This window comes from Aeromonas sp. FDAARGOS 1419, assembly GCF_019047045.1.
In the GTDB taxonomy this organism is placed as follows: domain Bacteria; phylum Pseudomonadota; class Gammaproteobacteria; order Enterobacterales; family Aeromonadaceae; genus Aeromonas; species Aeromonas veronii.
This window is the reverse complement of the sequence record NZ_CP077209.1, coordinates 4,314,170-4,335,000: the sequence shown is the minus strand read 5'-3', so window position 1 is coordinate 4,335,000 and position 20,831 is coordinate 4,314,170. Positions and strand designations below refer to the sequence as shown.

General features: G+C 60.2%; 18 protein-coding genes (1 of these 18 cut by a window edge). 7 read left to right on the top strand and 11 right to left on the bottom strand.

Going from position 1 to position 20,831, the window contains the following annotated elements:
* The 3 genes from I6L49_RS19900 to I6L49_RS19890 all read right to left on the bottom strand — a co-directional run.
* Nucleotides 1–508 carry the 5' portion of a nitronate monooxygenase family protein gene (locus tag I6L49_RS19900; protein ID WP_216950214.1) on the bottom strand. 539 nt of this gene lie to the left of the window's left edge, so the window shows 508 of its 1,047 coding nt (coding positions 1–508); the start codon lies at nucleotides 506–508; its stop codon lies beyond the left edge, outside the window.
* Nucleotides 505–783: a helix-hairpin-helix domain-containing protein gene (locus I6L49_RS19895; protein WP_216950213.1), complete on the bottom strand. Its 279-nt coding sequence runs from the start codon at nucleotides 781–783 to the stop codon at nucleotides 505–507. Before I6L49_RS19895 ends, I6L49_RS19900 begins: the two co-directional genes overlap by 4 nt.
* A gap of 72 nt (nucleotides 784–855) precedes the next feature.
* Nucleotides 856–1,497 carry a ribonuclease gene (locus I6L49_RS19890; protein ID WP_040068400.1) on the bottom strand — a complete coding sequence of 214 codons (642 nt, stop codon included), beginning with the start codon at nucleotides 1,495–1,497 and terminating at the stop codon, nucleotides 856–858.
* 196 nt (nucleotides 1,498–1,693) lie between these two features.
* Between I6L49_RS19890 and I6L49_RS19885 the strand changes: the two genes are divergently transcribed.
* Complete coding sequence (locus tag I6L49_RS19885) at nucleotides 1,694–2,254, top strand: carbonate dehydratase (protein WP_005335471.1); 561 nt, start codon at nucleotides 1,694–1,696, stop codon at nucleotides 2,252–2,254.
* A gap of 71 nt (nucleotides 2,255–2,325) precedes the next feature.
* Here I6L49_RS19885 and I6L49_RS19880 read toward each other — a convergent pair whose 3' ends face one another.
* A complete protein-coding gene (locus I6L49_RS19880) occupies nucleotides 2,326–5,364 on the bottom strand; it encodes a cytochrome c peroxidase (protein ID WP_216950212.1) in 3,039 nt (1,012 codons plus the stop codon).
* 190 nt (nucleotides 5,365–5,554) lie between these two features.
* Nucleotides 5,555–6,463, bottom strand: a complete 909-nt coding sequence (locus I6L49_RS19875; protein ID WP_019446189.1) for an S-adenosyl-l-methionine hydroxide adenosyltransferase family protein — start codon at nucleotides 6,461–6,463, stop codon at nucleotides 5,555–5,557.
* Nucleotides 6,464–6,661: 198 nt separating this feature from the next.
* Here I6L49_RS19875 and I6L49_RS19870 point away from each other — a divergent pair, with 198 nt between their 5' ends.
* From I6L49_RS19870 to I6L49_RS19860, 3 genes are all read left to right on the top strand, one after another.
* Complete coding sequence (locus tag I6L49_RS19870) at nucleotides 6,662–7,126, top strand: hypothetical protein (protein ID WP_216950211.1); 465 nt, start codon at nucleotides 6,662–6,664, stop codon at nucleotides 7,124–7,126.
* Between the two features lie 156 nt (nucleotides 7,127–7,282).
* Complete coding sequence (locus I6L49_RS19865) at nucleotides 7,283–8,752, top strand: GGDEF domain-containing protein (RefSeq protein ID WP_216951687.1); 1,470 nt, start codon at nucleotides 7,283–7,285, stop codon at nucleotides 8,750–8,752.
* A gap of 98 nt (nucleotides 8,753–8,850) precedes the next feature.
* On the top strand, nucleotides 8,851–10,098 hold the full coding sequence (locus tag I6L49_RS19860) for a DEAD/DEAH box helicase (protein ID WP_216950210.1): 1,248 nt from the start codon (nucleotides 8,851–8,853) through the stop codon (nucleotides 10,096–10,098).
* 84 nt (nucleotides 10,099–10,182) lie between these two features.
* On the opposite strand, the gene I6L49_RS19855 is transcribed toward I6L49_RS19860, so the two are convergent.
* Together I6L49_RS19855 and I6L49_RS19850 are read right to left on the bottom strand one after the other, a co-directional pair.
* A complete protein-coding gene (locus tag I6L49_RS19855) occupies nucleotides 10,183–11,454 on the bottom strand; it encodes a hypothetical protein (RefSeq protein WP_216950209.1) in 1,272 nt (423 codons plus the stop codon).
* A 215-nt stretch (nucleotides 11,455–11,669) separates the two neighbouring features.
* Nucleotides 11,670–12,434, bottom strand: a complete 765-nt coding sequence (locus tag I6L49_RS19850; RefSeq protein WP_084059561.1) for a CphA family subclass B2 metallo-beta-lactamase — start codon at nucleotides 12,432–12,434, stop codon at nucleotides 11,670–11,672.
* Nucleotides 12,435–12,743: 309 nt separating this feature from the next.
* Between I6L49_RS19850 and I6L49_RS19845 the strand changes: the two genes are divergently transcribed.
* Entirely contained in the window at nucleotides 12,744–13,631 is an 888-nt protein-coding gene (locus I6L49_RS19845) for an FRG domain-containing protein (protein ID WP_216950208.1), read from the top strand.
* A 153-nt stretch (nucleotides 13,632–13,784) separates the two neighbouring features.
* Here I6L49_RS19845 and I6L49_RS19840 read toward each other — a convergent pair whose 3' ends face one another.
* Nucleotides 13,785–15,488, bottom strand: coding sequence for an amidase (locus I6L49_RS19840; RefSeq protein WP_216950207.1), 1,704 nt, complete (start codon nucleotides 15,486–15,488; stop codon nucleotides 13,785–13,787).
* Between the two features lie 127 nt (nucleotides 15,489–15,615).
* Nucleotides 15,616–16,713: an agmatine deiminase gene (gene aguA, locus I6L49_RS19835; protein ID WP_216950206.1), complete on the bottom strand. Its 1,098-nt coding sequence runs from the start codon at nucleotides 16,711–16,713 to the stop codon at nucleotides 15,616–15,618.
* A gap of 155 nt (nucleotides 16,714–16,868) precedes the next feature.
* Between aguA and I6L49_RS19830 the strand changes: the two genes are divergently transcribed.
* Nucleotides 16,869–17,822 (top strand): LysR family transcriptional regulator, encoded by a 954-nt coding sequence (locus tag I6L49_RS19830; protein WP_064341394.1) that lies wholly within the window; start codon nucleotides 16,869–16,871, stop codon nucleotides 17,820–17,822.
* Between the two features lie 106 nt (nucleotides 17,823–17,928).
* On the opposite strand, the gene I6L49_RS19825 is transcribed toward I6L49_RS19830, so the two are convergent.
* Nucleotides 17,929–18,495 (bottom strand): TetR/AcrR family transcriptional regulator, encoded by a 567-nt coding sequence (locus tag I6L49_RS19825; RefSeq protein ID WP_042081487.1) that lies wholly within the window; start codon nucleotides 18,493–18,495, stop codon nucleotides 17,929–17,931.
* Nucleotides 18,496–18,694: 199 nt separating this feature from the next.
* Between I6L49_RS19825 and I6L49_RS19820 the strand changes: the two genes are divergently transcribed.
* Complete coding sequence (locus I6L49_RS19820) at nucleotides 18,695–19,732, top strand: alkene reductase (RefSeq protein WP_216950205.1); 1,038 nt, start codon at nucleotides 18,695–18,697, stop codon at nucleotides 19,730–19,732.
* 100 nt (nucleotides 19,733–19,832) lie between these two features.
* On the opposite strand, the gene rpoS is transcribed toward I6L49_RS19820, so the two are convergent.
* Nucleotides 19,833–20,816 carry an RNA polymerase sigma factor RpoS gene (gene rpoS, locus I6L49_RS19815; RefSeq protein WP_005362773.1) on the bottom strand — a complete coding sequence of 328 codons (984 nt, stop codon included), beginning with the start codon at nucleotides 20,814–20,816 and terminating at the stop codon, nucleotides 19,833–19,835.
* Nucleotides 20,817–20,831 lie beyond the last annotated feature (15 nt).

Sequence of the window (20,831 nt, the reverse complement as noted above, 5' to 3'; positions counted from 1 at the left end):
TGGCATCGGCGCCGTGTTGAGCGAGCCATACGGCTTCCGCAACCGTTGTGGCACTGGCAAATACCTTGGCCCCCGCAGCCTTCACTTGGACAAGCAGCTCAGGCGCGGGCAAGCCGAAGTGAAAGCTGACCACCGCCGGTCTGAACTCAGCCACCATGGCGGCATGATCCTCATTGAAAGGTGCACGGCTTGGCGCCGTCGTAACGGTTGGGGGAAGTATGCCGAACTCGGCATAGTAGGGAGCAAGGCGCTGCTGCCAGCTGGCCAGAGCAACGGGATCCGGTTCCCGTTGCAGGTGGCAGAAGAAGTTGATGTTAAATGGCCCAAGCCCGCTTTGGGCAAGTCGCTCCAGTTCGCCGCGCAGCTCCGCTGATGTGAGCATGGCGGCAGGCAAGGAGCCCAAGCAACCCACCCCGGTCACAGCCAGCGCCAGACCGCTTCCCTGCACACCGGCCATCGGTGCCTGAATAATGGGATAACGCATCCCAAGTTCGCTAAAGAGGCTCATCCATTCACCCCTTTTGCAGCGTCCGCCACCAGATGCGCGCGGGCCAGCACAATGGCGCCGTCGATGGCACTGCGCGCCTGCGGGCTGTTCTGCCAACAGGTCGAGCCCAGCATGCTGGCCACCAGCTGGACAATATGGGTGGTGTCGGCCTCGGCCAATCCGGCCAGGGTATGATAGCCCAGCTGTTCGAGCCGCCCGATAACGCTCGGCCCTACCCCTTTCACCCCAAGCAGCATTGCCCGCTCTTGCGGGCCAAACCGGTTGTTGCCATCCATCTGTCAGACTCCTTTCCGATAACCGTGGTTACACATCAGGCCCGCAAGGGGCCCGATGAAGAGAATGGAGGCTTAACGCACGCTGCGCAGCAGGAAATCCGGCTGACCGCAGGAGCGGCGCTCGCGCTTTTGCATCTCGGCGGAGCAGGTGACCGCATCTGTCCCCTCTTTATTGACGCAGATGTAGATCTCCCGCAGGAAGCGGCCACCATCGGCGCAGGCTACCGTGATGTTGTCGGGGGCCAGCCACTGGTTGGCGCTCGCCAGATCGGCCTTGAGCTGAAAACTGGTTTTGCGCAGCGGCTCTTCCGGGGATTGATAAGCCGCCGGGATCTTCACCTTCTGGCGCAAATCGCTCGCCAGCTGATGGAAGGCCTGCTGGCTCAAGCCGGAGCAGGTACCGTGCTTCTCCCACTCATGGCGATAGAGGAAACGGCTGGGGTAGAGGTCGGCAAACTCGCTCTCCATATCGGGATCGAGCCGTTCGCGAGTGCAGTTGCTGGGGTAACCGCGATCGTACTGGGGCCAAAGACCATGTAGCACAAAGCCCAGCTTGCGGGAACACTGGTCCCGATCCGCCGGTTTGACGGCGCAGTGCTCGGGCGACCAGGAGAGCGCCATGGCGTAATAGTCAAACTCCCCCGCCTCCCCTTTGGCCTGCACGGCCGAGGAGAGCAACAAACCACCCGCCAACAGGGCAATCATCTTCTTCATCTATATATGTCCATTTCAACCAACTCGGGATGGCAGCCATGCTCCCATATTCCGGCGAGCGGAAACAGTGATCGCGGCGCTGCTTGCGACAAGGGTCAGACCACTTCGGGGTTCCACCGGATAATAACGAGGCGTAAGCTGGCATCCTGGCGCCGGGTGCGCCACCGCATCATTTCAAGCAACCACAGGATGTAACATGATCCGCAAGAATCCCTCCGGCCATCTGCCTGTCATCGACGAATCTGCCTATATCGACAAGACCGCCATCATCTGCGGCAAGGTGATCATCAAAGAGAATGTCTTTGTCGGCCCCTATGCAGTGATCCGTGCCGACGAGGTGGATGAGAGTGGAGATATGGAACCCATCGTCATCGGCGCCAACTCCAATATCCAGGACGGGGTGGTGATCCACTCCAAATCCGGCGCCGCCGTCACCATCGGCGAGTACACCTCCATCGCTCACCGCTCCATCGTCCACGGACCGTGCGAAGTGGGAAACCGGGTCTTTATCGGCTTCAACAGCGTACTGTTCAACTGTCATATCGGCGATGGTGCCGTGGTGCGTCACAACTCGGTGATCGATGGCTGCGATCTGCCGCCGGAGTTCTACGTCCCCTCCACCACCCGCATCAACCAGCAGAGCGATCTGACCCATATTCCGCGGGTTTCGGTCGATGCAGCCGAGTTCTCCGAGGACGTGGCCCACACCAATATCGATCTGGTCAAAGGGTACAAGGCGCTCTCCAACGAGTTCTGATCCCTTTCTTTATTACCAGAGAACAAAACGGGCGCCGAGGCGCCCGTTTTTCATCTGACTCTATATGAAGGCTAGATGGCCCTGACGCACGTGGCGGCATGAGCCTCATCCACCAGATCCCACAGCGGATCACCAGTACTCAGATCGAGCAACGGCAGCTCACCATCGTCATTGGCAGTTGCATCGCTGCTCCAGTAGCGGTTGTAGAGCGGCCACCCCTGCTGCTGAAGCAACTGATCCGTCGCGCCATCCTTGTTGTAGGCGGCAAACAGCACCTCCAGCTCGGCCGGGGTCGGCAGACGCCAGTCATCATGACCGTGTGCCACCAGCTGCTGGCAGTAATCCCGCGCCCGCGCCTGACCCATGGTCACATACTCCAGCGGGAAGGGATTGTAGTCACCATCGCTGTCACTGCTCACACCGTCATAGGAGATAGACAGACGCTCCGCCTCGTCCCTGGTCAGCTGGCAGACAAAGGCAAGCTTGCCCGCCACCAGCTCGGGTTGACGACAGCCCCGGGCAAAATCGGGCTGGGCATCCACCACCTGCACCGTCACGGTCAACGTGTGACGAGCCGTGGTCGCCACCAGTCGTGCCGTACCGACCGCCACACCGCGTAACTCGCCCTGCGGACTCACGGTGGCGAACTCCGGCTGTTCGCTGCGCCACTCAACAGGCCCATCGAGCGGGCCGAGAGAGCCATCGCTCAGTTGCCACTGCAGTTGCAGAGGAAGCGTCCGCCCCACTTCCAACTGAGGCTGGGCAGGCAACACCGCCAAGCCGGTGATCACCGCGCCCACCGGAGCCGGGTCATCCGCCTCACTCACCCCCAGCTCGGCAACAGTGGCTGGGGTGCGGCGCGGCTCGGCCGAGGCACTGCGCAAAAACTCGCCGATGGCATCCAGCTCGTCATTGCTGAGGCCAAGGGCATGCAGGTGATCGGAGGCTTTGGGGAAGAAGGGATCATATTGATCCGCACCGGTCGGGAAGCCGACCCCGCTGCTCCACTTGGTCACGCCAAAGTTGTACATGGCCACCACCCCCTGCACCGAGCCGCCGATACGCTGGGCCAGGATCGGGAAGATGCCGTTGTGCATATAGGGGCCGGTAAAGGCGACGTCCCGCAAGCTGGGGGTCTTGAAGCGACCGATGTCCGCCTTGTTGCGGGTCTGCAGGAAGCGCCCGCGATCTTCCAGCTTGCCACGACCGTAATAGGTGAGCCCCACACTCTCGAACCCGTGCTGACTCAGCAGCGGGCCGGAATGGCAGTTCATGCAGCGGCCATCGGTGCGGTAGAGGTGCATCCCCCACAGCGCCTTGTCACTGAGCGCCTGACTATCCCCTTTGACGAAGCGCTCAAAATCGCTGTCGCGGCTGATGATGGTGCGCTCGAAGGTGGCGATCGCCTTGGCGATCCGCTCCAGCGTGATCCCCTGCTCGCCAAAGGCGGTGGCAAAGGCTGCCTGATAGTCGGGGCTGGCCTGCAAGCGGGTCAGCAGCTCATCATGGCTCAGCGCCATTTCGATGGGGTTCTGGATCGGGTGAAGCGATTGCTCCTCCAGCGTGGCGACCCGCCCGTCCCAGAACTGGGTCGAGCTGAAGGCGCTGTTGAGGATGGAAGGAGCGTTGCGATTGCCCTTCTGGCCCAGATGACCGACCGATACGCTCAGGCCGTCGCTCCACCCCTTTTGCGGATCGTGGCAACTGGCACAGCTGATGTCCCGTCCCTTGGAGAGCTGCTTGTCGAAAAAGAGCTGCTGACCCAACACCACCTTGGCCCGGCTATAGGGGTTGTCGGCCGGAAAGCGCACCGCCGGCAGCGCCCCCAGCTCCTGCCATTCAACCCCTTCATCCACCCGGGCGGCAGGCCATTGGGCCGATGAACCGCTGTATTGGGCGCGCAGAGCCGCCATGTCCGGCGTACTGCTGTCTCGCACCACGGAGGGGCGCACCGGATAGGGTGCCAGCGCATACCAGAGCAGACTGCCCTCCCCCTCATCCAGCCAGGTTCGGGTCGCCAGTTGATAGAGACGGGGTTGACCCGCACCATCCTGCAGCCAGATCTGGGCGGGCAGGCCAACAGCAAAGGTATTGGGATAGCGCCATGCCGACTTGTCACTGCTCAGCAGCCGTTCGAACTCGGTGAGGGTCGGCAGGCGCCAGTCGCTGCGGCCGCAAGCGGTCAGCCCCGCAGCCAGTTGTGGCTGGCTGGCAACCGCCAACGCACTGGTGTCACTGCCATACAGCCAGTACTGGCTACCCTTGACCCCGCTGACCGTGCGCACATCGTGCAGGCACTGCCAGGGGCCACGCACCACCAGCAGCCCCTGCTCATCGAGACGCAGCAGATCTGCCGTCTCCGGCTCGTCCGGCTGACTTGGATTGGCGGGATAGAGCTGGGTACGGGCGGACTGGATCTGGGCACTGTTGCTGCGCTGATACCAGCTGCGCGCCTGCTTGTCATCGCGCAGGGCCAACAGCATCTGCCAACTGTCGGCATAGTCGAGCACGGCACCCGGCTGGCGCTGGGCCAGCAGGAAGGCTGCATAATCCTGAAGAGCCGCCTGTTGTTGCACGCGGATCTCCTCTGCTCTACCCCACTCGGCCTGACTGAGGGAGCCATCCCCGCTCTGATCCGCCAGCAGGAAGAGCGCCGTCTCCTCCTCGTTCAACCCCAGCCGCGGCAAGCTGTTGCGGCGCGCCAGCGTGATCCCGGCCGAGAGATCCGCCACCCGCACCGATACCGCTCGCAGCAGATAGCCCTCGTCGCTGCCAAGCAGCTCCAGCGGCTGATCCAGTTGCAGCCCTTCAGGCAAGGTGATGCGGGCAAGCTGGCCCGGTTCGATGTCATGCCTCACACGAATCCCGGTGGCGACCTGTCTCACCTCAAGCTGTGCTCCCGCCCCCAGCCGATCGGCCACATTGACCTCAATGGTCAGAGGAACCCGGGTATGAGTTTCCGGCGGCACTGTTGGTGGCGTGATAGGCGGTTCGGTCGGCTTGACGACCGGCGGGGTCACCTCGGGTGAGGGGGTCACTGACGTATTGCTGTGATTGTCATTGCATGCGGTCAGAGCCAGCAGGCTGAGCAGTAAGAGGCTGGTTTTCATTCGATATGGTTGGGTGGTCAGACAAGTGCGCGATTATCCAACCAAATACCAATCATTATCAATTGCATTCAATTAATATGCTTTTTGACAACAACTTCTTATCAGCACGCCTTACCACCCAATGAGAGAGGGCAGCCTCTTTGGCTGCCCTCTCTTGCTTCAAACCCGCTTGTCGAAAGCCCGACAATCTTCAGGAGCACTTCTTCAGGCTGATATGCCAGTTGGCACCGGATTGCACCTGATGCTTGGCGGCGAAGCTGTCCATGTTCAGCGCCACCGACACCTGCAGCAGGCTGTTGAGGTAGACCAGCGGCTGACCTTCCGGCACGTCACCGAAACTGCTGACGTACGGCGCCTTGCCGTCATATTTGACCACATCCCCTTCGCGGATCTTGATGCAGGCGTTATCCCCCTTGTTGATCCCCGCCTTGGTCAGCAGGGCATCGTCGATATTGGTCCAGACGTTGCCGTACTGCACATCGAGGATCGGGATGGTGCCCTTGAGGGTGCCATCTTTCTCGGCGACCGCAGGCTGATAGGGGATCTTAACCACTTCGGCGGGCAGCAGCGGGCCAACCTGCTCATAGCTGATGGCACCGGAGGCGAGCCGTGCGCCGGTATAGGCGTACACATCGCGGCCGTGGAAGGTGTAGGACTTCTCGGAGCCCTTGAGGCGGTTGAGCTTCTCATCGATCTGGCGCACCGCCTCGATGCCGAAGTGCTCGGCCACCAGGGTCAGGGTGCCGTTGTCCGGGGTCACGATGTAGTGGCCGCTCCTGGTCTTGAGCACTACTGACTTGCGCTCGGTGCCGACACCGGGATCCACCACGCTGACGAACACAGTGCCCTTGGGCCAATACTGCAGGGTCTGGTAGAGGCGGTAGGAGGCTTCCCAAATATTGTAAGCCGGGATCTCGTGGGTCAGGTCATAGAGCGGCAGGGTGCGGTCCACCCCGAAGGCAACCCCCTTCATGGCCGACACGGCGCCATCTTTGAGGCCGAAATCGGTCTGGATCACCAGCGCTTCGTTGGCGGCGGCGATGCCGCTTGCCAGCATGAGAGCGAGCGCGATGGCACGGGGAGCGGTGCGAATATCCATATCTGAACTCCTGAATCATCTGAGGATAACGAAACGGCGAAAGCCATTTAGACATCCAGACTGCCACCAATGGATTTTTTTGCAAGGGGTTTGCAACAAAGTGAGGGACGACTCGCAGAAATTGTGCTCGCCAAACGGCGACAGCGGGGGTATCAAAGGCAGAATGGGAAAACGTTTACAATACAGGAGCTCAGCACCATGACACAACCCGTACCGGAGATGATGACCCTGCTGCTGGAGATTGGTGAACAGAGCAGTCAGCTCTGGCTGAGCCAGCCAGATACGGCCCCGTCACACTACCCGCTGGCCTTTGGCACCCACGCCATCCAGCCCGGACCGTTTCGCCACGCGCCGCCCACCCCGCTCGAACTGGAGCGGGCCATCATGGTGGTGGAAGATGAGCTGATGCGCATCGCCCCGCAGATCCCGCCCGGCTTGCAGCTGACCCTGCGCAGCCAACCCTCACTGGCCGAAGCGCTGGGGGACAACCAGCTCGACCGGGATCTGGTGGAGCAAGCCTTTGGCCAGCTGGCCGCCATGGCGGAAGGGGATCCCCTGGCCGCCAGCTTGCTGCCCCGCGACGAGCACTTTGCCGCCGTGCTGCTGATCGTCAGGGAGTGGCTGCACCATCTGGCCAGCGAGAGCGTGCTGATCGTGGAGTAGGGATAAATAAGTGGTGAGGTCTTCAGCTTCAGGCAAGGTTTGTCGGTGGATCCTGTCGGGATTTCATTCGCGTATACTTTGCCCGTATGGCGCCCGCGCCCCTATCGGTACTCTAACCAGACACCTATGACCTTATTTTCAGGTAACCCCCCAGCCTTGCGCTGGCCACCGGCGTTTGCTCGCCAGTTCATCGTCAAAGTGGCCGGATTGGCCCTGCTCGCCCTGACCGGGTTGGGCACTGTCTTCTACTACACCTATCTCACTATCCAGCACGACATGGATCTCATCACCGCCAGACAGAAGAACGTGTTCGAGGTCTTCTACCAACGGGCCAAGATCCTCAAGGTGGAGAACATCACCAGCTATCTGGCACAACACCATCTACTCGATCAGCCACCGCCCCCGAATAGCGTCGGCAGCGACTATCTCTACGGGTATGACCTCAAAAGCAAATACCGCTTTGCCGATATTCCGCTGCAATACCCGGCAGCCAATATCCTCAACACCTTCCGCTATGCCCTCTCCTATCCGGAGGTGATCAACATCTACACCATCTGGAATGACTACCGGCTGATCGGCATGGTGGCCGACAACAATGTGCTGCCCGCCAGACTGGCGCCGATCAAGGTGGACCTGATGACACTGCCCGCCTGGTATCACTACTTCGGTTGCGCCAGCTTTGCGCCCGGCCGCCCCTTGTGCAGCGCCGATGAAGCCTTTGTCTCCGATATCGAGATCGACAGCTTCAGCATGCGCAACACCATAGTGATGTACTTCCCCTTCATTCATCAGTCGGGGCGCGGCGGTTACAAATACGGGCTGCTCGGTATCGATATCGCCGTCGATGAAGCATTTAACGATGTGTTGCGCCCCTTCGATACCATCAACCCGACCCGCACCAACATATCGTTTGAAGCCGCCGAGCCCTGCAGCCCGAGGCATCTCTGCCTGAGCAAACCCTTTATGCGCACCAAGGCGGGGGATGATCTCTATCTGAAGTGGTCCTACAGCTGGTTCGATTTCGTCAAGCTGGCCCTGCATGGCGCAGCATTCAAGGTCTATCTCATCGTGCTGTTGCTGGGCATGGTGGCCTGGAAGCAGATCTACTTGCGGCTGCGCACCCTGGCGCACACCGACCACCTGACCCGGCTGCCACGCAGGGATGTGCTCTGCCAGAGCCTGCTCCATGAGCACGACTACCTGATGATCCTGGATATCGACAACTTCAAGTCGATCAACGACACCTATGGCCATGGCGTCGGGGATCTGGCACTGGTCGCCTTTGCCCGCCATCTCAGAAGCAATATCCGCAAGGTGGACAGCGCCATCCGTTGGGGCGGCGAGGAGTTTATTGTGCTGTTCAAGGGGATGGAGGATGACGAGATAATGATCCACTCCGCTGGCCGCCTGCTGGATCGCCCATTGGGGATCCCCGAGCTGCCCACCCCCATCACCTTCTCCGCTGGGGTGATCCGCATTCGTGACTATCTCACCGTCACCGAGGCAGTGCATCTGGCCGACGAGCTGCTCTACCACGTCAAACAGCACGGCAAGCACAACATCGCCTGCTACGAGGGCAAAAAGATCCGGCTGATCCGCCCGTTGCCGGACGACGCGGGGGCATAGCCGCCTTCTGCCGCTCCCCCTGCTTCTGTTACCATCGCGGCCACGATCACTCATTGCATCGTGGCCGCAGGCCGCGATAACCCCGACTGGTGCCTTCTATGTCCACGACCTCTTTTGCCGAACTGGCCCTCTCCCCCCGCTTGCAACAGACCCTGACCGAACTGGGCTATGCCGCGCCGACCCCGGTGCAGGCCAGCGCCATCCCCGTCATTCTGGCGGGGCGCGATCTGATGGCGGGCGCCCAGACCGGCACCGGCAAGACCGCCGCCTTTGTGCTGCCGCTGCTGGAACAGCTGCTACAGCAGCCACAGGCAGAGCCCCGCCCGATCCGCGCGCTGGTGCTGGTGCCGACCCGCGAGCTGGCGGTGCAGGTCGCCGAGAGTGTGGCGCGCTATGGGCAAGACACCGGTCTCACCAGCACGCTGGTCTACGGCGGGGTGAGCATCGCGGCTCAGGTAGATGCGCTGAAAAACGGCGTGGATCTGCTGATCGCCACCCCGGGCCGTCTGCTCGACCATCTGCGTCAGGGGGCATTGAGCCTTGAACACCTCCGCCATCTGGTGTTTGACGAGGCGGACCGCATGCTCGACATGGGCTTTATGGACGAGATCAAGGCGCTGCTCAAACAGATCCCGGCGGATCGCCAGACCCTGCTCTTCTCCGCCACCTGCGATGACAATCTGTTTGCCTTGAGCAAAGTGCTGCTGCGTGACCCCGAATTGATTGAAGTGGCGCCGCGCAACACCACGGCGGCCGAGGTGGAGCAGCGGGTCTATACCGTGGATAGCGATCGCAAGCTGGCGCTGGTCGAACATATGCTGAAAGTGAAGGGGTGGGCACCGGCGCTTATCTTCAGCCGCACCCGTCAGGGGGCCGACAAACTGGCCCAGCAGCTTGGCAAGGCGGGCATCAATGCGCTCGCCTTCCACGGCGACCTGTCGCAAAGCGCGCGGGAGAAGGTGCTGCTGGAGTTTCGCGCCGGTACCCTGCAGGCGCTGGTTGCCACCGACGTGGCAGCCCGCGGCCTCGATATCACGGATCTCAACTACGTGATTAACCTCGAATTCCCGTTTGTGGCAGAGGATTACGTCCACCGCATCGGTCGCACCGGTCGCGCCGGCAACAAAGGGCTCGCCATCACCCTGTTCAGCCCGGAAGATGCGCCCCTGCTGGAGAAGGTGGAAGCGGTGCTCGACACCCGTTTGCCCCAGCAGTGGTTCCCCGGCTTTGAGCCGGATCTGACTCGCTTTGAGCCCGAGCCGCGCCGCAACAGCAAGGCGGCCCAAAAGCAGCGCGCCAGAAAGCAGGCCCTCGCAGGCAACAAGGGTGGCAAAGGCAAGCGTTAAGCCTGCCCTGCGCCGCCAATAAAAAAACGCCCGCACGGGCGTTTTTTCTTATCTGACAGGTGCCTTCTCTTGGCGAGTCACACCCTAACGAGTCGCCAGCACCAGTGGCAGGGATCGCAAGATCTGCCGCTCCGCCAGGGTCGAGAGAATAAACATCACCATATAGCCGAGGCCCAGCGCCACGATAATCGCCACCACGTTGGCGGTGAACTCGGCCACCAGATAGTAGGCGGCGACCAGCGCCACTATGCCCGCCAGCCGGATCAGCAGGCTCTGGGTAAAGTAACCGTGGGCCTTGATATAGGCGAGCTGATAGCCGTTGAGCATCATAAAGATGAAGAAGATGGAGAAGTGGAACAGCACCGGCACCGCCCCCACGTAGTCGGCGGGGAAGAACAACAGCACCAGCGGTTTGCCCGCCAGCAGCATCAAGCCAAAGAAGGCCAGACTGACGATGGCGGAGAGACGGAAGATCCAGCGCCGGATCATCCTGATCTGGCGGTGATCGCCATTGCGCAGATTGACCGCCAGCTCAGGCAGCACAAAGCGGTAGATGGGGAAGACGAACAAGGTGGTCATATAGGTGAAGATGGGGCGCACCACCACCTGAAAATCCCCCAGCTCGTCGATGCTGAAATGGCGGATGGTGAGCAGCACAGTGATATAGATCATCAGGATGCTGGCCCCCGCCTCCAGCGAGGCGGTAAAGCTCTTCTTCACATAGCTCACCATCTCGGGGCCGAGCGCCACCTTGGCCAGCGGCTTGGTGGCGATGGCCCGACGACGCGAAACATACATATAACCGGCGATGGCGAGCGACGAGAAGGTCAGCCCGTAGAAGAGTGAAGGGAGCGCATCCATCCCGAGCCCGAAGTAGCAGGCCATAAACAGCAGGCCGTTGGCCAGTGGCTCCAACCAGGTGACCCGGTTGGAGAGCGCATACATCCGGTACATGGCCACCAGATTGGTGAAGTAGACCTTGAGCCCCAGCCCGAAGATAACCCCCACCAGTTGCAGATACTCCACCCGGATATGGAGCCCGTGCTTGATATAGGGGATCACCGCCCCCCAGGTGAGCAGCACGATGCCTATGAGGAAGTAGCGAAAGATATTGATGATGTCCCGATCGTTTTTGGTCTGGGAGTAACTCACCACCATGGAAGAGCGAAAACCTGTCATCAGGATAAAGGAGAGGGAGATCAAATCGACCACGCTGTTGAACAGCGCCAGCTCCCCCTTGGCGACCCACTGCGCCAGCCACACCTTGAAGGCGAAGCCAATAACGATGCTGACCAGCGAGCCCCACATCCCGGTGATAAAGGCCTGCTTGAGGCGGGCGAGAGAGGCGTATTGCATAACGAAAATGGATAACTTTCAGGGAAAAGAGAGAAGGCCATCTTATGAAAGCCCACCCCCCTTGAACAGCGTTAATGCCACGCACTCACAGCCACCAAAAAAACCGCAAACGCAAAAGGCCCGCTTATTTCCTGAAAGCGGGCGTTTTGTGGTGTGCCGTTATGGCTGCTGATTGCAGCGATGGCACGGCTTGCTGCCAGTCTGTCGCGCAGCCGTTATGACTGCGGCGCCGCCTTGATCAGCTCCTCGTAGTGATCAATCAGCTCGGGGCCGTGCAGCGGCGAGTCGTGACCGCCGATCACCGTCTTGATCGGCAACTTCATCGCTTTAAGCCGCTCGATGGTCTGCGGATACTCCTTCACATTGGCAAAGCTCAGGTTGCCCAGCTTCTCCTTGAGGATGCAGTTGCCATAGAGCACCTGCTCGTCGGGGAAGTAGACAAAGATGCCGTCCGGCGTATGGGCCGGGCCCGCGTAGAAGGCGCGCACCTTGCCCTCTTGCAGCTTGAAGTCGCCATCGTGCACCACGTTCGGCAGCACCAGCGGCAGATCCGGGTACTCCGGCAGCCCCTTGCGGGTAAAGGCGACAATCTCGGCCCAGTCGCTCTTCATCAGATCCCGGGTCTGGCGCGTCGCCACCACCTTGGCCCCGATGGACTTCCAGTAGGCGTTACCGCCCGCCCGATCGGTGTGGTAGTTGGTGTTGATCACCTCCAGCACCGGCTTGCTGCTGACCCGTTTGATCAGCTTGTGCAGCTCGCGGGCGGTATCCGGCGTCCAGGTCGCCCCCACCACCGTCACTCCCTTGGCCCCGAAATAGACCATGGAGTTCTCTTTGACGTAGTAGTTGTCCTCCACCACATAGACAGGGCCGCTCACCTGCTTGAGGGAGATCCCCGCCGCCCGCACGCTGCCACCCCAGAAACTCGCCATCAGCACCACGGCCCCGGCCAATCCACACTTCATCCAGCCTTTCATCATCTTGCTCCCTCGAACCAACCGCCCCCTCGCCACCCCTGTGGCAAGCCGGGCCTTTTAAGCAGTGGGCAGAAGATACGGGGGATTTGTGAGGGGAAAATGAGGTTGTGTGAAGAGAAGGTGAAGTCTGGGGGAAGTCAGGGGATAGTCCGGAAAAATCGGCAACGACCTCCTGTTCGCGAACGTCCGAATACGCTGCGCTATTCGAACCTACGGCCCTGTAGCATTCAAGGATTGAGCTTCATAAGTGTCCGTAAATTGAATACACTGAAAAGGAGTTTAGATATTCTCATGTCAATTTAAGGAGGCATTTTGAAGATAATCTCGAGTTCATGGGTTCATCCCGATGCAATACATCAAGGTTCTTTCTCTTTTGACTGTGGTCATAGTTGCCCTATTATTAGGGTAGAATCAATACATGCATTAAACCAAGTTGTAGGGTACGTGAAATTCTTAAATAAATCCTATGGTGAGGTTTACTTTCGAGGGCAGTGTGAATTATATAGAAAGTTACTACCAAGTATATATAGATATGGTACAAGCAATTCATCTGTAGCGACAAGAAACCAGAAGATATCAACTTATATCAATACCTGCGCTAGTAAAATGCCATGCATTTCAAATATCAATGTCAATGTCCGAGAACCATTACTACAACATTACGGAATAAAAACAAGATGGCTGGACTTAGTTGACAACTTATGGATTGCGCTTTGGTTTAGCATCCATAAATATAAAACCAGTACGCATGATAGAACATACGAATATGTATATGCTCGTGATGACGATGCATCATCTGCTTATATACTAATGGTTTTTTCTGATGCCGATATAAAATCCCCTATCACCGATGGATATTACGTAGGAAAAACTACCGAATTAGTTGATTTAAGAGTTGCTGCACCATCTATTTTTCTAAGACCGCATGCACAGCACGCCATACTAATTAAACCTAGAATCAATCAAAACATTCAAGATGTTGACTTGGCCAAAAATGTCTGCCTAGCAATAGAAATGAATGTTGGCAAAATAAAGGAATGGCTTGGGTCTGGCTTACTAATAAGCTCTGAGAATATTTACCCTCCTCCTGTTTTTGATAATGGATACAGTATACTTCTAGAGAAAGCGCCTCATAATAAAGCAGACATGAAAAACTTTGGAAGTATAACTTCCATGTCATTTTCATCCCAGCGAATATAGCTAAAAAAGACATACCAAAATAACAAAAAATTAAATTCCAAAGTTATAAAATGGAGTTACCTAGAAGGGATAATATTGGTAATCTCCGTAGAAAAAAACTACCCGCCATATAGCGGGTAGTTTTTTTCTCAGAAAGAACACTAGAAACAGCAATCACCCCAACGGCGGTGTCCGTGGCGGCACCATACGCTTGCTGCCGGTTGACTCGAAGGCCGAGGCGAAGCGCAGCAGGTTGTTGTCGTCATAGGCGCGACCGGCGAAGGTCAGACCCACCGGCATACCGATATCGGCCATGATGCCCATGGGGACGGTGACGGTCGGCACGCCGAGGTGGCGAATGGCGAGGTTGCCGTTGGCGACCCAGATGCCGTTACTCCAGGCGATATCGGCGGAGGCCGGATTCACATCAGCATCAGCCGGGGCGACGTCGGCGACGGTCGGGAACAGCACGGCGTCGAGCTTGAGCCCGTCCATCCAGTCTTCCAGATCCAGCTTGCGGGTCTTCTCCAGACCGCGCAGACCGTCCGGCACTGTGGGGATCTCGTCCCAGGATTTCAGGCCGCGCTTGGCCATATTGACGTACTCGTCCATGCCCGCCGCCAGATCGCCCTCGCGGTTCGGCAGGGTGCCCGGGTCGTGGGGGAAGATCTTCGGCCCATCGACATCGGCCAGCTTGTTCAACTTGGGATCGCCGTTGGCGCGCAGGAAGTCGTCGAACGCCCAGCCGGAGAGCTCCCACAGCTCGTCGTTGAGAAACTCCGGGCTCACGATGCCGCGGTTGAACACGGTCGGCGCGCCGGGTCGGTCCCCTTCGCAGTTGGATACCAGCGGGAAGTCCACTTCGATGACTTCGGCGCCAGCGGCTTCCAGCGCCTTGCGCGCATCTTCCCAGAGGGCAATTACGGTCTCGCGGGTATGGATGCGCTGACCGGTCGGGCCGCCGATACCGGGGTTTTCGCTGGTGCCGGCCAGTTCATCCTTGTTGATAAACATGCGCGGCACGCCGAGGCGCTTGCCCTTGAGGGCATCGGGCTTGGCAGCCAGATCCAGATAGGAAGCCGGACGCACTTCAGAGGCCTTGGGCAGCTGCACCCAGGGCTGCATGCGCCACAGATCGCCACGGGTGTCGGCATCGTCGGCGACCACTACGTCGAGCACTTCCAGCAGATCGTTCATGGTGCGGGCATAGGGCACCACCACATCCATGGTCGGGGTCAGCGGCCAGTTGCCGCGCACCGAGATGACGCCACGGGACGGGGTGTAGGCGCACAGACCGTTGTTGGAGGCCGGGCCACGGCCGCTCGACCAGGTCTCTTCGGCCAGACCAAAGGCGGAGAAGCTGGCGGCGGTGGCTGTACCGGCGCCGTTGGAGGAGCCGGAGGCAAAGGGCGCGGTCAGGTAGTCGGCGTTGTAGGGGCTCTCGGCACGGCCATAGACGCCGCGCTGCATGCCGCCATTGGCCATCGGCGGCATATTGGTTTTGCCAAGGCAGATGGCACCGGCGGCGCGCAGGCGCTCAACGGTAAAGGCATCGCGCTGGGCCACCAGATCCTTGAAGGCCGGGCTGCCGGAGGCGGCGGTCAGCCCCTTGACCAGATAGCTGTCTTTGGCGGTGTAGGGGATGCCGTCGAGCGGCCCCAGAGTCTCGCCACGGGCGCGGCGGGCATCGGAAGCTTCGGCCTCTTTCAGCGCATCGGGATTGGCGACCACCACGGCATTGAGTTTGGTGGCAGTCTCGGGGCCGTTGTAAGCCTCGATCCGGGCCAGATAGGCCTTGACCAGTTCGACCGCTGTGGTGCGGCCTGATTCGAGCGCGGCACGCAGCTCGGCAATGGAAACCTCGGTCACTTCGATCATGGGGATCTCCTGTAAAAGGGTGACTGTTTGTCATGATGATCGCCGCATCAGCGCCTGCGACCATCACACCATCAAGAGATAAAACCCCACTGAGTGGGGTTTTGAATTTCTACACTCTTCGACCAGCTTACTGACCTGAAGGAATCTGCTGGGTAATGCAGTGAATATTGCCACCGCCCAGCAGGATCTCGCGGGCCGGCACGCCGACCACGGTGTGCTCCGGGAAGATCTCTTCCAGAATGCGCTGGGCTTCGCCATCGGTGGCGGCATCCAGCAGCGGATAGACGATGCGATCGTTGGTGATGAGGAAGTTCACGTAGGAGCCGGCCAGACGGCCTTCTGCCTCGCGCGGCACACCGGTACCGCTCTCGACACCGGCAGACTCCTCTTCGGTACAGAACAGCGGGCCCGGCTGGGGCAGCTTCCACACTTTCAGCTTGCGACCCTTGGCATCGACCGCCGCTTCCAGCACCTTGAGGGCGGCCACGGAGCGGGCGTACTGGGGATCGTTCTGGTCGTCAGTCCAGTGCAGGGCCACTTCACCCGGACGCACGAAGCAGCACATGTTGTCGATGTGGCCGTCGGTTTCGTCCATGTAGACGCCTTCGTCCAGCCAGATAAAGCTGGTAACGCCCAGATAGTCGCGCAGGTAAGCTTCGATCTGCTCTTTGGTCAGGTGCGGGTTGCGGTTTTCGTTGAGCAGGCACTCGGCGGTGGTCAGGCAGGTGCCTTCACCATCGACGTGGATGGAGCCCCCTTCCAGGATCAGCGGCGCATCGTAGCGAGCCATCTCGTGTTGGGTCAGCATCTGGGCTGCCACTTCCTCATCCTGATTCCACGGGTAGTAGAGACCGCCCTTGTGGCCGCCCCAGGCGTTGAAGCCCCAATCCACCCCACGGCACTCGCCGGCAGCGTTGGTAACGATGGTGGGGCCGGTATCGCGGGCCCAGCAATCATCGCTGTCCATTTCGACCAGAGTGACGTGAGCGGGCATGATGGCGCGGGCCTGCTCCATAAACCGGGCCGGCACCCCCATAAAGACCGGAGTCGCGCCACCGATGGCATCGGCCACCTTGGCGAAGGTCTCTTGCGCGAAGCGACCGGCTACGCGCCAGTTGTCCGGGCGAAATGGCCAGATCATCCAGACGGCCTGCTGGTGCGCCCACTCGGCGGGCATGGTGAAGCCGTCGGCGGCCGGCGTGGAGTTAATGGTCTTGATGCTCATCGCAAGGCTCCTTGCATGGATTGAGGCCCCCGTTTACGCCCGATGCGGCGCGGGAACCCGGAAAAATAAGAGTGGGTCGCAGATTAAGACGTTGCGCCCCCATCCATCAAATGAATAGGATGGATTGTCCCATAAACACGGCGAATAATCCCCCCATGAAACTGCACCAGCTCGACCTCAATCTGCTGCTCGCTTTTGACGCCCTGATGACGCAAGGGAGCGTCACCCGCGCCGCTGAGGCGCTCTTTATCAGCCAGCCCGCCATGAGCCACTCCCTTAACCGGCTGCGCACCTTTCTCGGCGACCCGCTGCTGGTGCGCACCCCGCAGGGGATGCTGCCTACCCCGCGCGCCCAGCGGCTGCACCTCGGGGTGCAGCAGGCGCTGCGGCTGCTGGAGCAGCAGCTCACCGAGGAAGAAGAGTTCGAGCCGAGCCAGTCGAAGCGGCGCTTCGTGCTCTGCACCACAGATTACGTGGAGTGCGTGCTGATCCCGCCGCTTATTCAGCGGCTCAGACGGCTGGCGCCGGGGGTCACCATCGAGATCCGCATCCTGCGCGACACCCTGCCCGAAGCCGAGCTGGCGAGCGGCGAGATCGATCTGGTGCTGGGCTTTGACGAGTACATGCAGGTGCCGGGGTATCTTGGCAAAGAGACCTGGCTCACCGAGCCGCTGGCCGGGCTGGTGCGCGCCGATCTGCCGATTGCCAAATCGGCCCCCGCCGGGGCCGAGGATGCCCCCTCCCAATGGCAGGAACGCATCACCTTGCAGCAGCTTATCGCCATGCCCCATGTGTTCCACTCGCCGCTGGGTACCTCGGAGGCGAGCCTCGACCGCTATCTGAAGAGTCAGGGCTTTAGCCGCACCATCTCGGTCAACAGCCAGAGCTATATGTCCGCAGCCGCCATCGTCAGCCAGAGCGATCACCTGCTGGTGCTGCCCAGCATGGTGGCCGAGCTGCTCGCCACCCACTGGCCGCTGAAAAGCCTGCCGCTGCCCGAAGACGTGCCCGACTACCACCTAAACTGCGTCTGGCATCCCGTGCACGCGCAGCAACCGGCGCTGGTATGGCTGAAAGATTTGATGAAGGAGCTGGTGGGGCCGAGGTGAGGCCGCGGCGTCTGGCATCAGAGATTGATGGAAAAGCCGAGGAAGGGCTGAGACCAGAAACAACAGTGGCTCCCGAGGGAGCCACTGTTGTTTCTGCGGTATCGCGTTACGCCCGCAGGGCCCGCATCAGCTGGGCAACTACGTCGTCGAGCAGGGGGCGATCGGGGCGGCACTGGGCGAAAGTGACCAGCCCTTGCAGGTTGATCAGCAGCAGGGCAGTGAGGGTGTGGATATTGCTATCCGGGGCCAGCTCGCCCTTGGCCTGCGCCTGTGTCAGCAACTCGGCCAGATCCTGCTCCAGCTCGCCATAGATCCCCTTGACCCGCTGGGTCAGCTCCTCATCCTGCTCGCTCAGCTCCATCATGGTGCGGGTCACCAGACAGGAGCCGCAGAGCGCCTCCCCCACAATCCGGTCGAGATAGGCAGCAAGGCCCGCCAGCGGGCTCGGGTTGTCGAGCAGGGAGCGGCGCTGGGTGCGTTTACCCTCGACATAGTGATCCACCGCCGCCAGCAGCAGGCCGCGCTTGTTGCCAAAGGCGCCGTAAATGCTGCCCGGGTGCAGGCCGGTGGCAGCCACCAGCTCCTGCATGGTGGTCTTGGCATATCCCTTGGCGCGAAACGCTTCCATGGCATTTCGCAGTACCTCGTCCCGATCAAACTCGGCTATGCGCATGGTTCCTCCCGTGGGAAATGGTTCACCGGCAAGGGGCAACAGGGCCCGCCGATAAAGAGTGGCTGGAAAGGGCGGCAAGTTTACCCCAGCCGCCCGCTCGGGCCAACCTTCTTGAACGCGCATTCAAAAAAAGCTTGCGCCTGACGCAAAAAACGTCTTGAATGCACGTTCAAGAATAACCCGTTCAGGACAACCTATCATGAATACCCTGTTTCAGCCGTATCGACTCAATGACACTCTGACCCTGGCCAACCGTTTCATGATGGCCCCGCTCACCCGCTGCATGGCAGGCCCAGGTCTGGTGCCGACCGAGCAGATGGCTGCCTATTACGGCCGCCGCGCCGACATCGGCCTGATTGTTTCCGAGGCCGTCATCATCCGCCCCGATGCGCAGGGCTACCCCAATACCCCGGGCCTCTTCACCCAGGCGCAGATCGATGGCTGGAAGAAAGTGACCAGCGCCGTACACGCCAAAGGCGGCAAGATCTTCGCCCAGCTGTGGCACGTCGGCCGCCTCTCCCACCCCTTCTTCCATCAGGCTGAAGTGTTGGCCCCCTCTGCCGTGGCACACGAGGGCACTGTGCCCCGCATGCGCGAGCTGACCTATCAGGTGCCGCGCGCCCTGACCGAGGCCGAAATCGCCCAGCTGGTGCAGGATTACGCCCAAGCCGGTGCCAACGCCATCGAGGCGGGCTTTGACGGGGTGGAGATCCACGGTGCCAACGGCTACCTGATCGACCAGTTCCTGCACCACTCTACCAACCTGCGCACCGACAACTATGGTGGCAGCCCGGAAAAGATGAGCCGCTTCGCGCTGGAAGTGGTCGATGCCATCAGCACCCGCATCGGCGGTGATCGGGTTGGTATTCGCCTCTCCCCGGGTGCCTATGTCCATCTGGCGGGCAGCCCGGAAGATCGCGCCGTGTTCGACTACCTGCTGGGCAAGCTCAACGATCGCCCGCTGGCCTATATCCACCTCGGCATCTTCGATGACAACCTCACCTTCGATTATCTGGGTGGCCGCGCCTCCGACTATCTGCGCGCCCACTACAAGGGCAATCTGGTCGGGGTGGGTAACTACGACGCCGAGCGCGCCGCTGCGGCCATCGAGGCTAACCGCTTCGATCTGGTGGCCATCGGCCGTCCGCTTATCGCCAACCCGGACTATCTCGCCAAGGTGAAGAAGGGCGAAGCACTGGTGCCCTACGCCGACACCATGCTGGCTGAGCTGGTATAACCACGAAGCCATCGCCAGACGACAGGCAATAAAAAACGAGGGGGAGCTGTTGCCCCCCTCGTGCTATCTGGCTGATGCGCTGATCAGTTGGTGCGGATGCTTAATTGGTACGAAATAGCGCCTCGATGGAGAGCCCCTGACTCAGCAGGATCTCCCGCAGACGGCGCAGCCCCTCCACTTGGATCTGGCGTACCCGCTCGCGGGTCAGGCCAATCTCGGCCCCCACATCCTCGAGGGTAGCCGGCTCGTAGCCCAGCAGACCGAAACGACGGGCCAGCACTTCCCGCTGTTTGGGATTGAGCTCTTCCAGCCAGTGCACAATGCTGCTGCGCATATCATCTTCCTGTGACTCCAGCTCAGGCCCCATGCCGCGTTCATCTGAAAGCACATCCAGCAATGCCTTGTCGCGATCGCCACCGATGGGGGTGTCCACTGAGGTGATCTTCTCGTTGAGCTTGAGCATGCGATTCACATCGTCCACCGAACGATCCAGCGCGAAGGCGATATCCTCGGCGGTCGGTTCATGATCGAGACGGTGAGAGAGTTCGCGCGCGGTGCGCAGGTAAACGTTTAACTCTTTGACCACATGAATGGGCAGACGGATGGTGCGGGTCTGGTTCATGATGGCCCGCTCTATGGTCTGGCGGATCCACCAGGTAGCATAGGTGGAGAAACGGAAGCCGCGCTCGGGGTCAAACTTCTCGACCGCGCGGATAAGACCGAGGTTGCCCTCTTCGATGAGATCCAGCAGCACCAGGCCGCGGTTGTTGTAACGGCGGGCGATTTTCACCACCAGTCGCAGGTTGGACTCGATCATGCGCTTGCGGGCGGCTTTGTCACCCCGCAAGGCACGACGGGCGTAGTAGACTTCCTCTTCGGCAGTGAGCAGCGGGGAGAAACCTATCTCCCCCAGATAGAGTTGCGTGGCATCCATCACCTTGTTCAGCTCAGGTGCCAGCAACTCATCGGAGATAATATCTTCCGCCTCGGCGGCTACCTCCTGCAACTCTTCTACTTCATGAGATTCGGGTTCAGCGTCAAACTCTAACTCTGCATCCTGCATTACCAGTTGTTCTTGGCTCATGGTGTGTCTCCCTGA

What these genes read in the sequence shown, in the direction of transcription:
- I6L49_RS19895 (WP_216950213.1), bottom strand. Translation starts at nt 783, where the DNA reads ATGGATGGCAACAACCGGTTTGGCCCGCAAGAGCGGGCAATGCTGCTT.
- I6L49_RS19870 (WP_216950211.1), top strand. Translation starts at nt 6,662, where the DNA reads ATGACACAACCCGTACCGGAGATGATGACCCTGCTGCTGGAGATTGGT.
- aguA (WP_216950206.1), bottom strand. Translation starts at nt 16,713, where the DNA reads ATGAGCATCAAGACCATTAACTCCACGCCGGCCGCCGACGGCTTCACC.
- rpoS (WP_005362773.1), bottom strand. Translation starts at nt 20,816, where the DNA reads ATGAGCCAAGAACAACTGGTAATGCAGGATGCAGAGTTAGAGTTTGAC.
- I6L49_RS19820 (WP_216950205.1), top strand. Translation starts at nt 18,695, where the DNA reads ATGAATACCCTGTTTCAGCCGTATCGACTCAATGACACTCTGACCCTG.
- I6L49_RS19860 (WP_216950210.1), top strand. Translation starts at nt 8,851, where the DNA reads ATGTCCACGACCTCTTTTGCCGAACTGGCCCTCTCCCCCCGCTTGCAA.
- I6L49_RS19885 (WP_005335471.1), top strand. Translation starts at nt 1,694, where the DNA reads ATGATCCGCAAGAATCCCTCCGGCCATCTGCCTGTCATCGACGAATCT.
- I6L49_RS19830 (WP_064341394.1), top strand. Translation starts at nt 16,869, where the DNA reads ATGAAACTGCACCAGCTCGACCTCAATCTGCTGCTCGCTTTTGACGCC.
- I6L49_RS19840 (WP_216950207.1), bottom strand. Translation starts at nt 15,488, where the DNA reads ATGATCGAAGTGACCGAGGTTTCCATTGCCGAGCTGCGTGCCGCGCTC.
- I6L49_RS19880 (WP_216950212.1), bottom strand. Translation starts at nt 5,364, where the DNA reads ATGAAAACCAGCCTCTTACTGCTCAGCCTGCTGGCTCTGACCGCATGC.
- I6L49_RS19875 (WP_019446189.1), bottom strand. Translation starts at nt 6,463, where the DNA reads ATGGATATTCGCACCGCTCCCCGTGCCATCGCGCTCGCTCTCATGCTG.
- I6L49_RS19855 (WP_216950209.1), bottom strand. Translation starts at nt 11,454, where the DNA reads ATGCAATACGCCTCTCTCGCCCGCCTCAAGCAGGCCTTTATCACCGGG.
- I6L49_RS19850 (WP_084059561.1), bottom strand. Translation starts at nt 12,434, where the DNA reads ATGATGAAAGGCTGGATGAAGTGTGGATTGGCCGGGGCCGTGGTGCTG.
- I6L49_RS19890 (WP_040068400.1), bottom strand. Translation starts at nt 1,497, where the DNA reads ATGAAGAAGATGATTGCCCTGTTGGCGGGTGGTTTGTTGCTCTCCTCG.
- I6L49_RS19825 (WP_042081487.1), bottom strand. Translation starts at nt 18,495, where the DNA reads ATGCGCATAGCCGAGTTTGATCGGGACGAGGTACTGCGAAATGCCATG.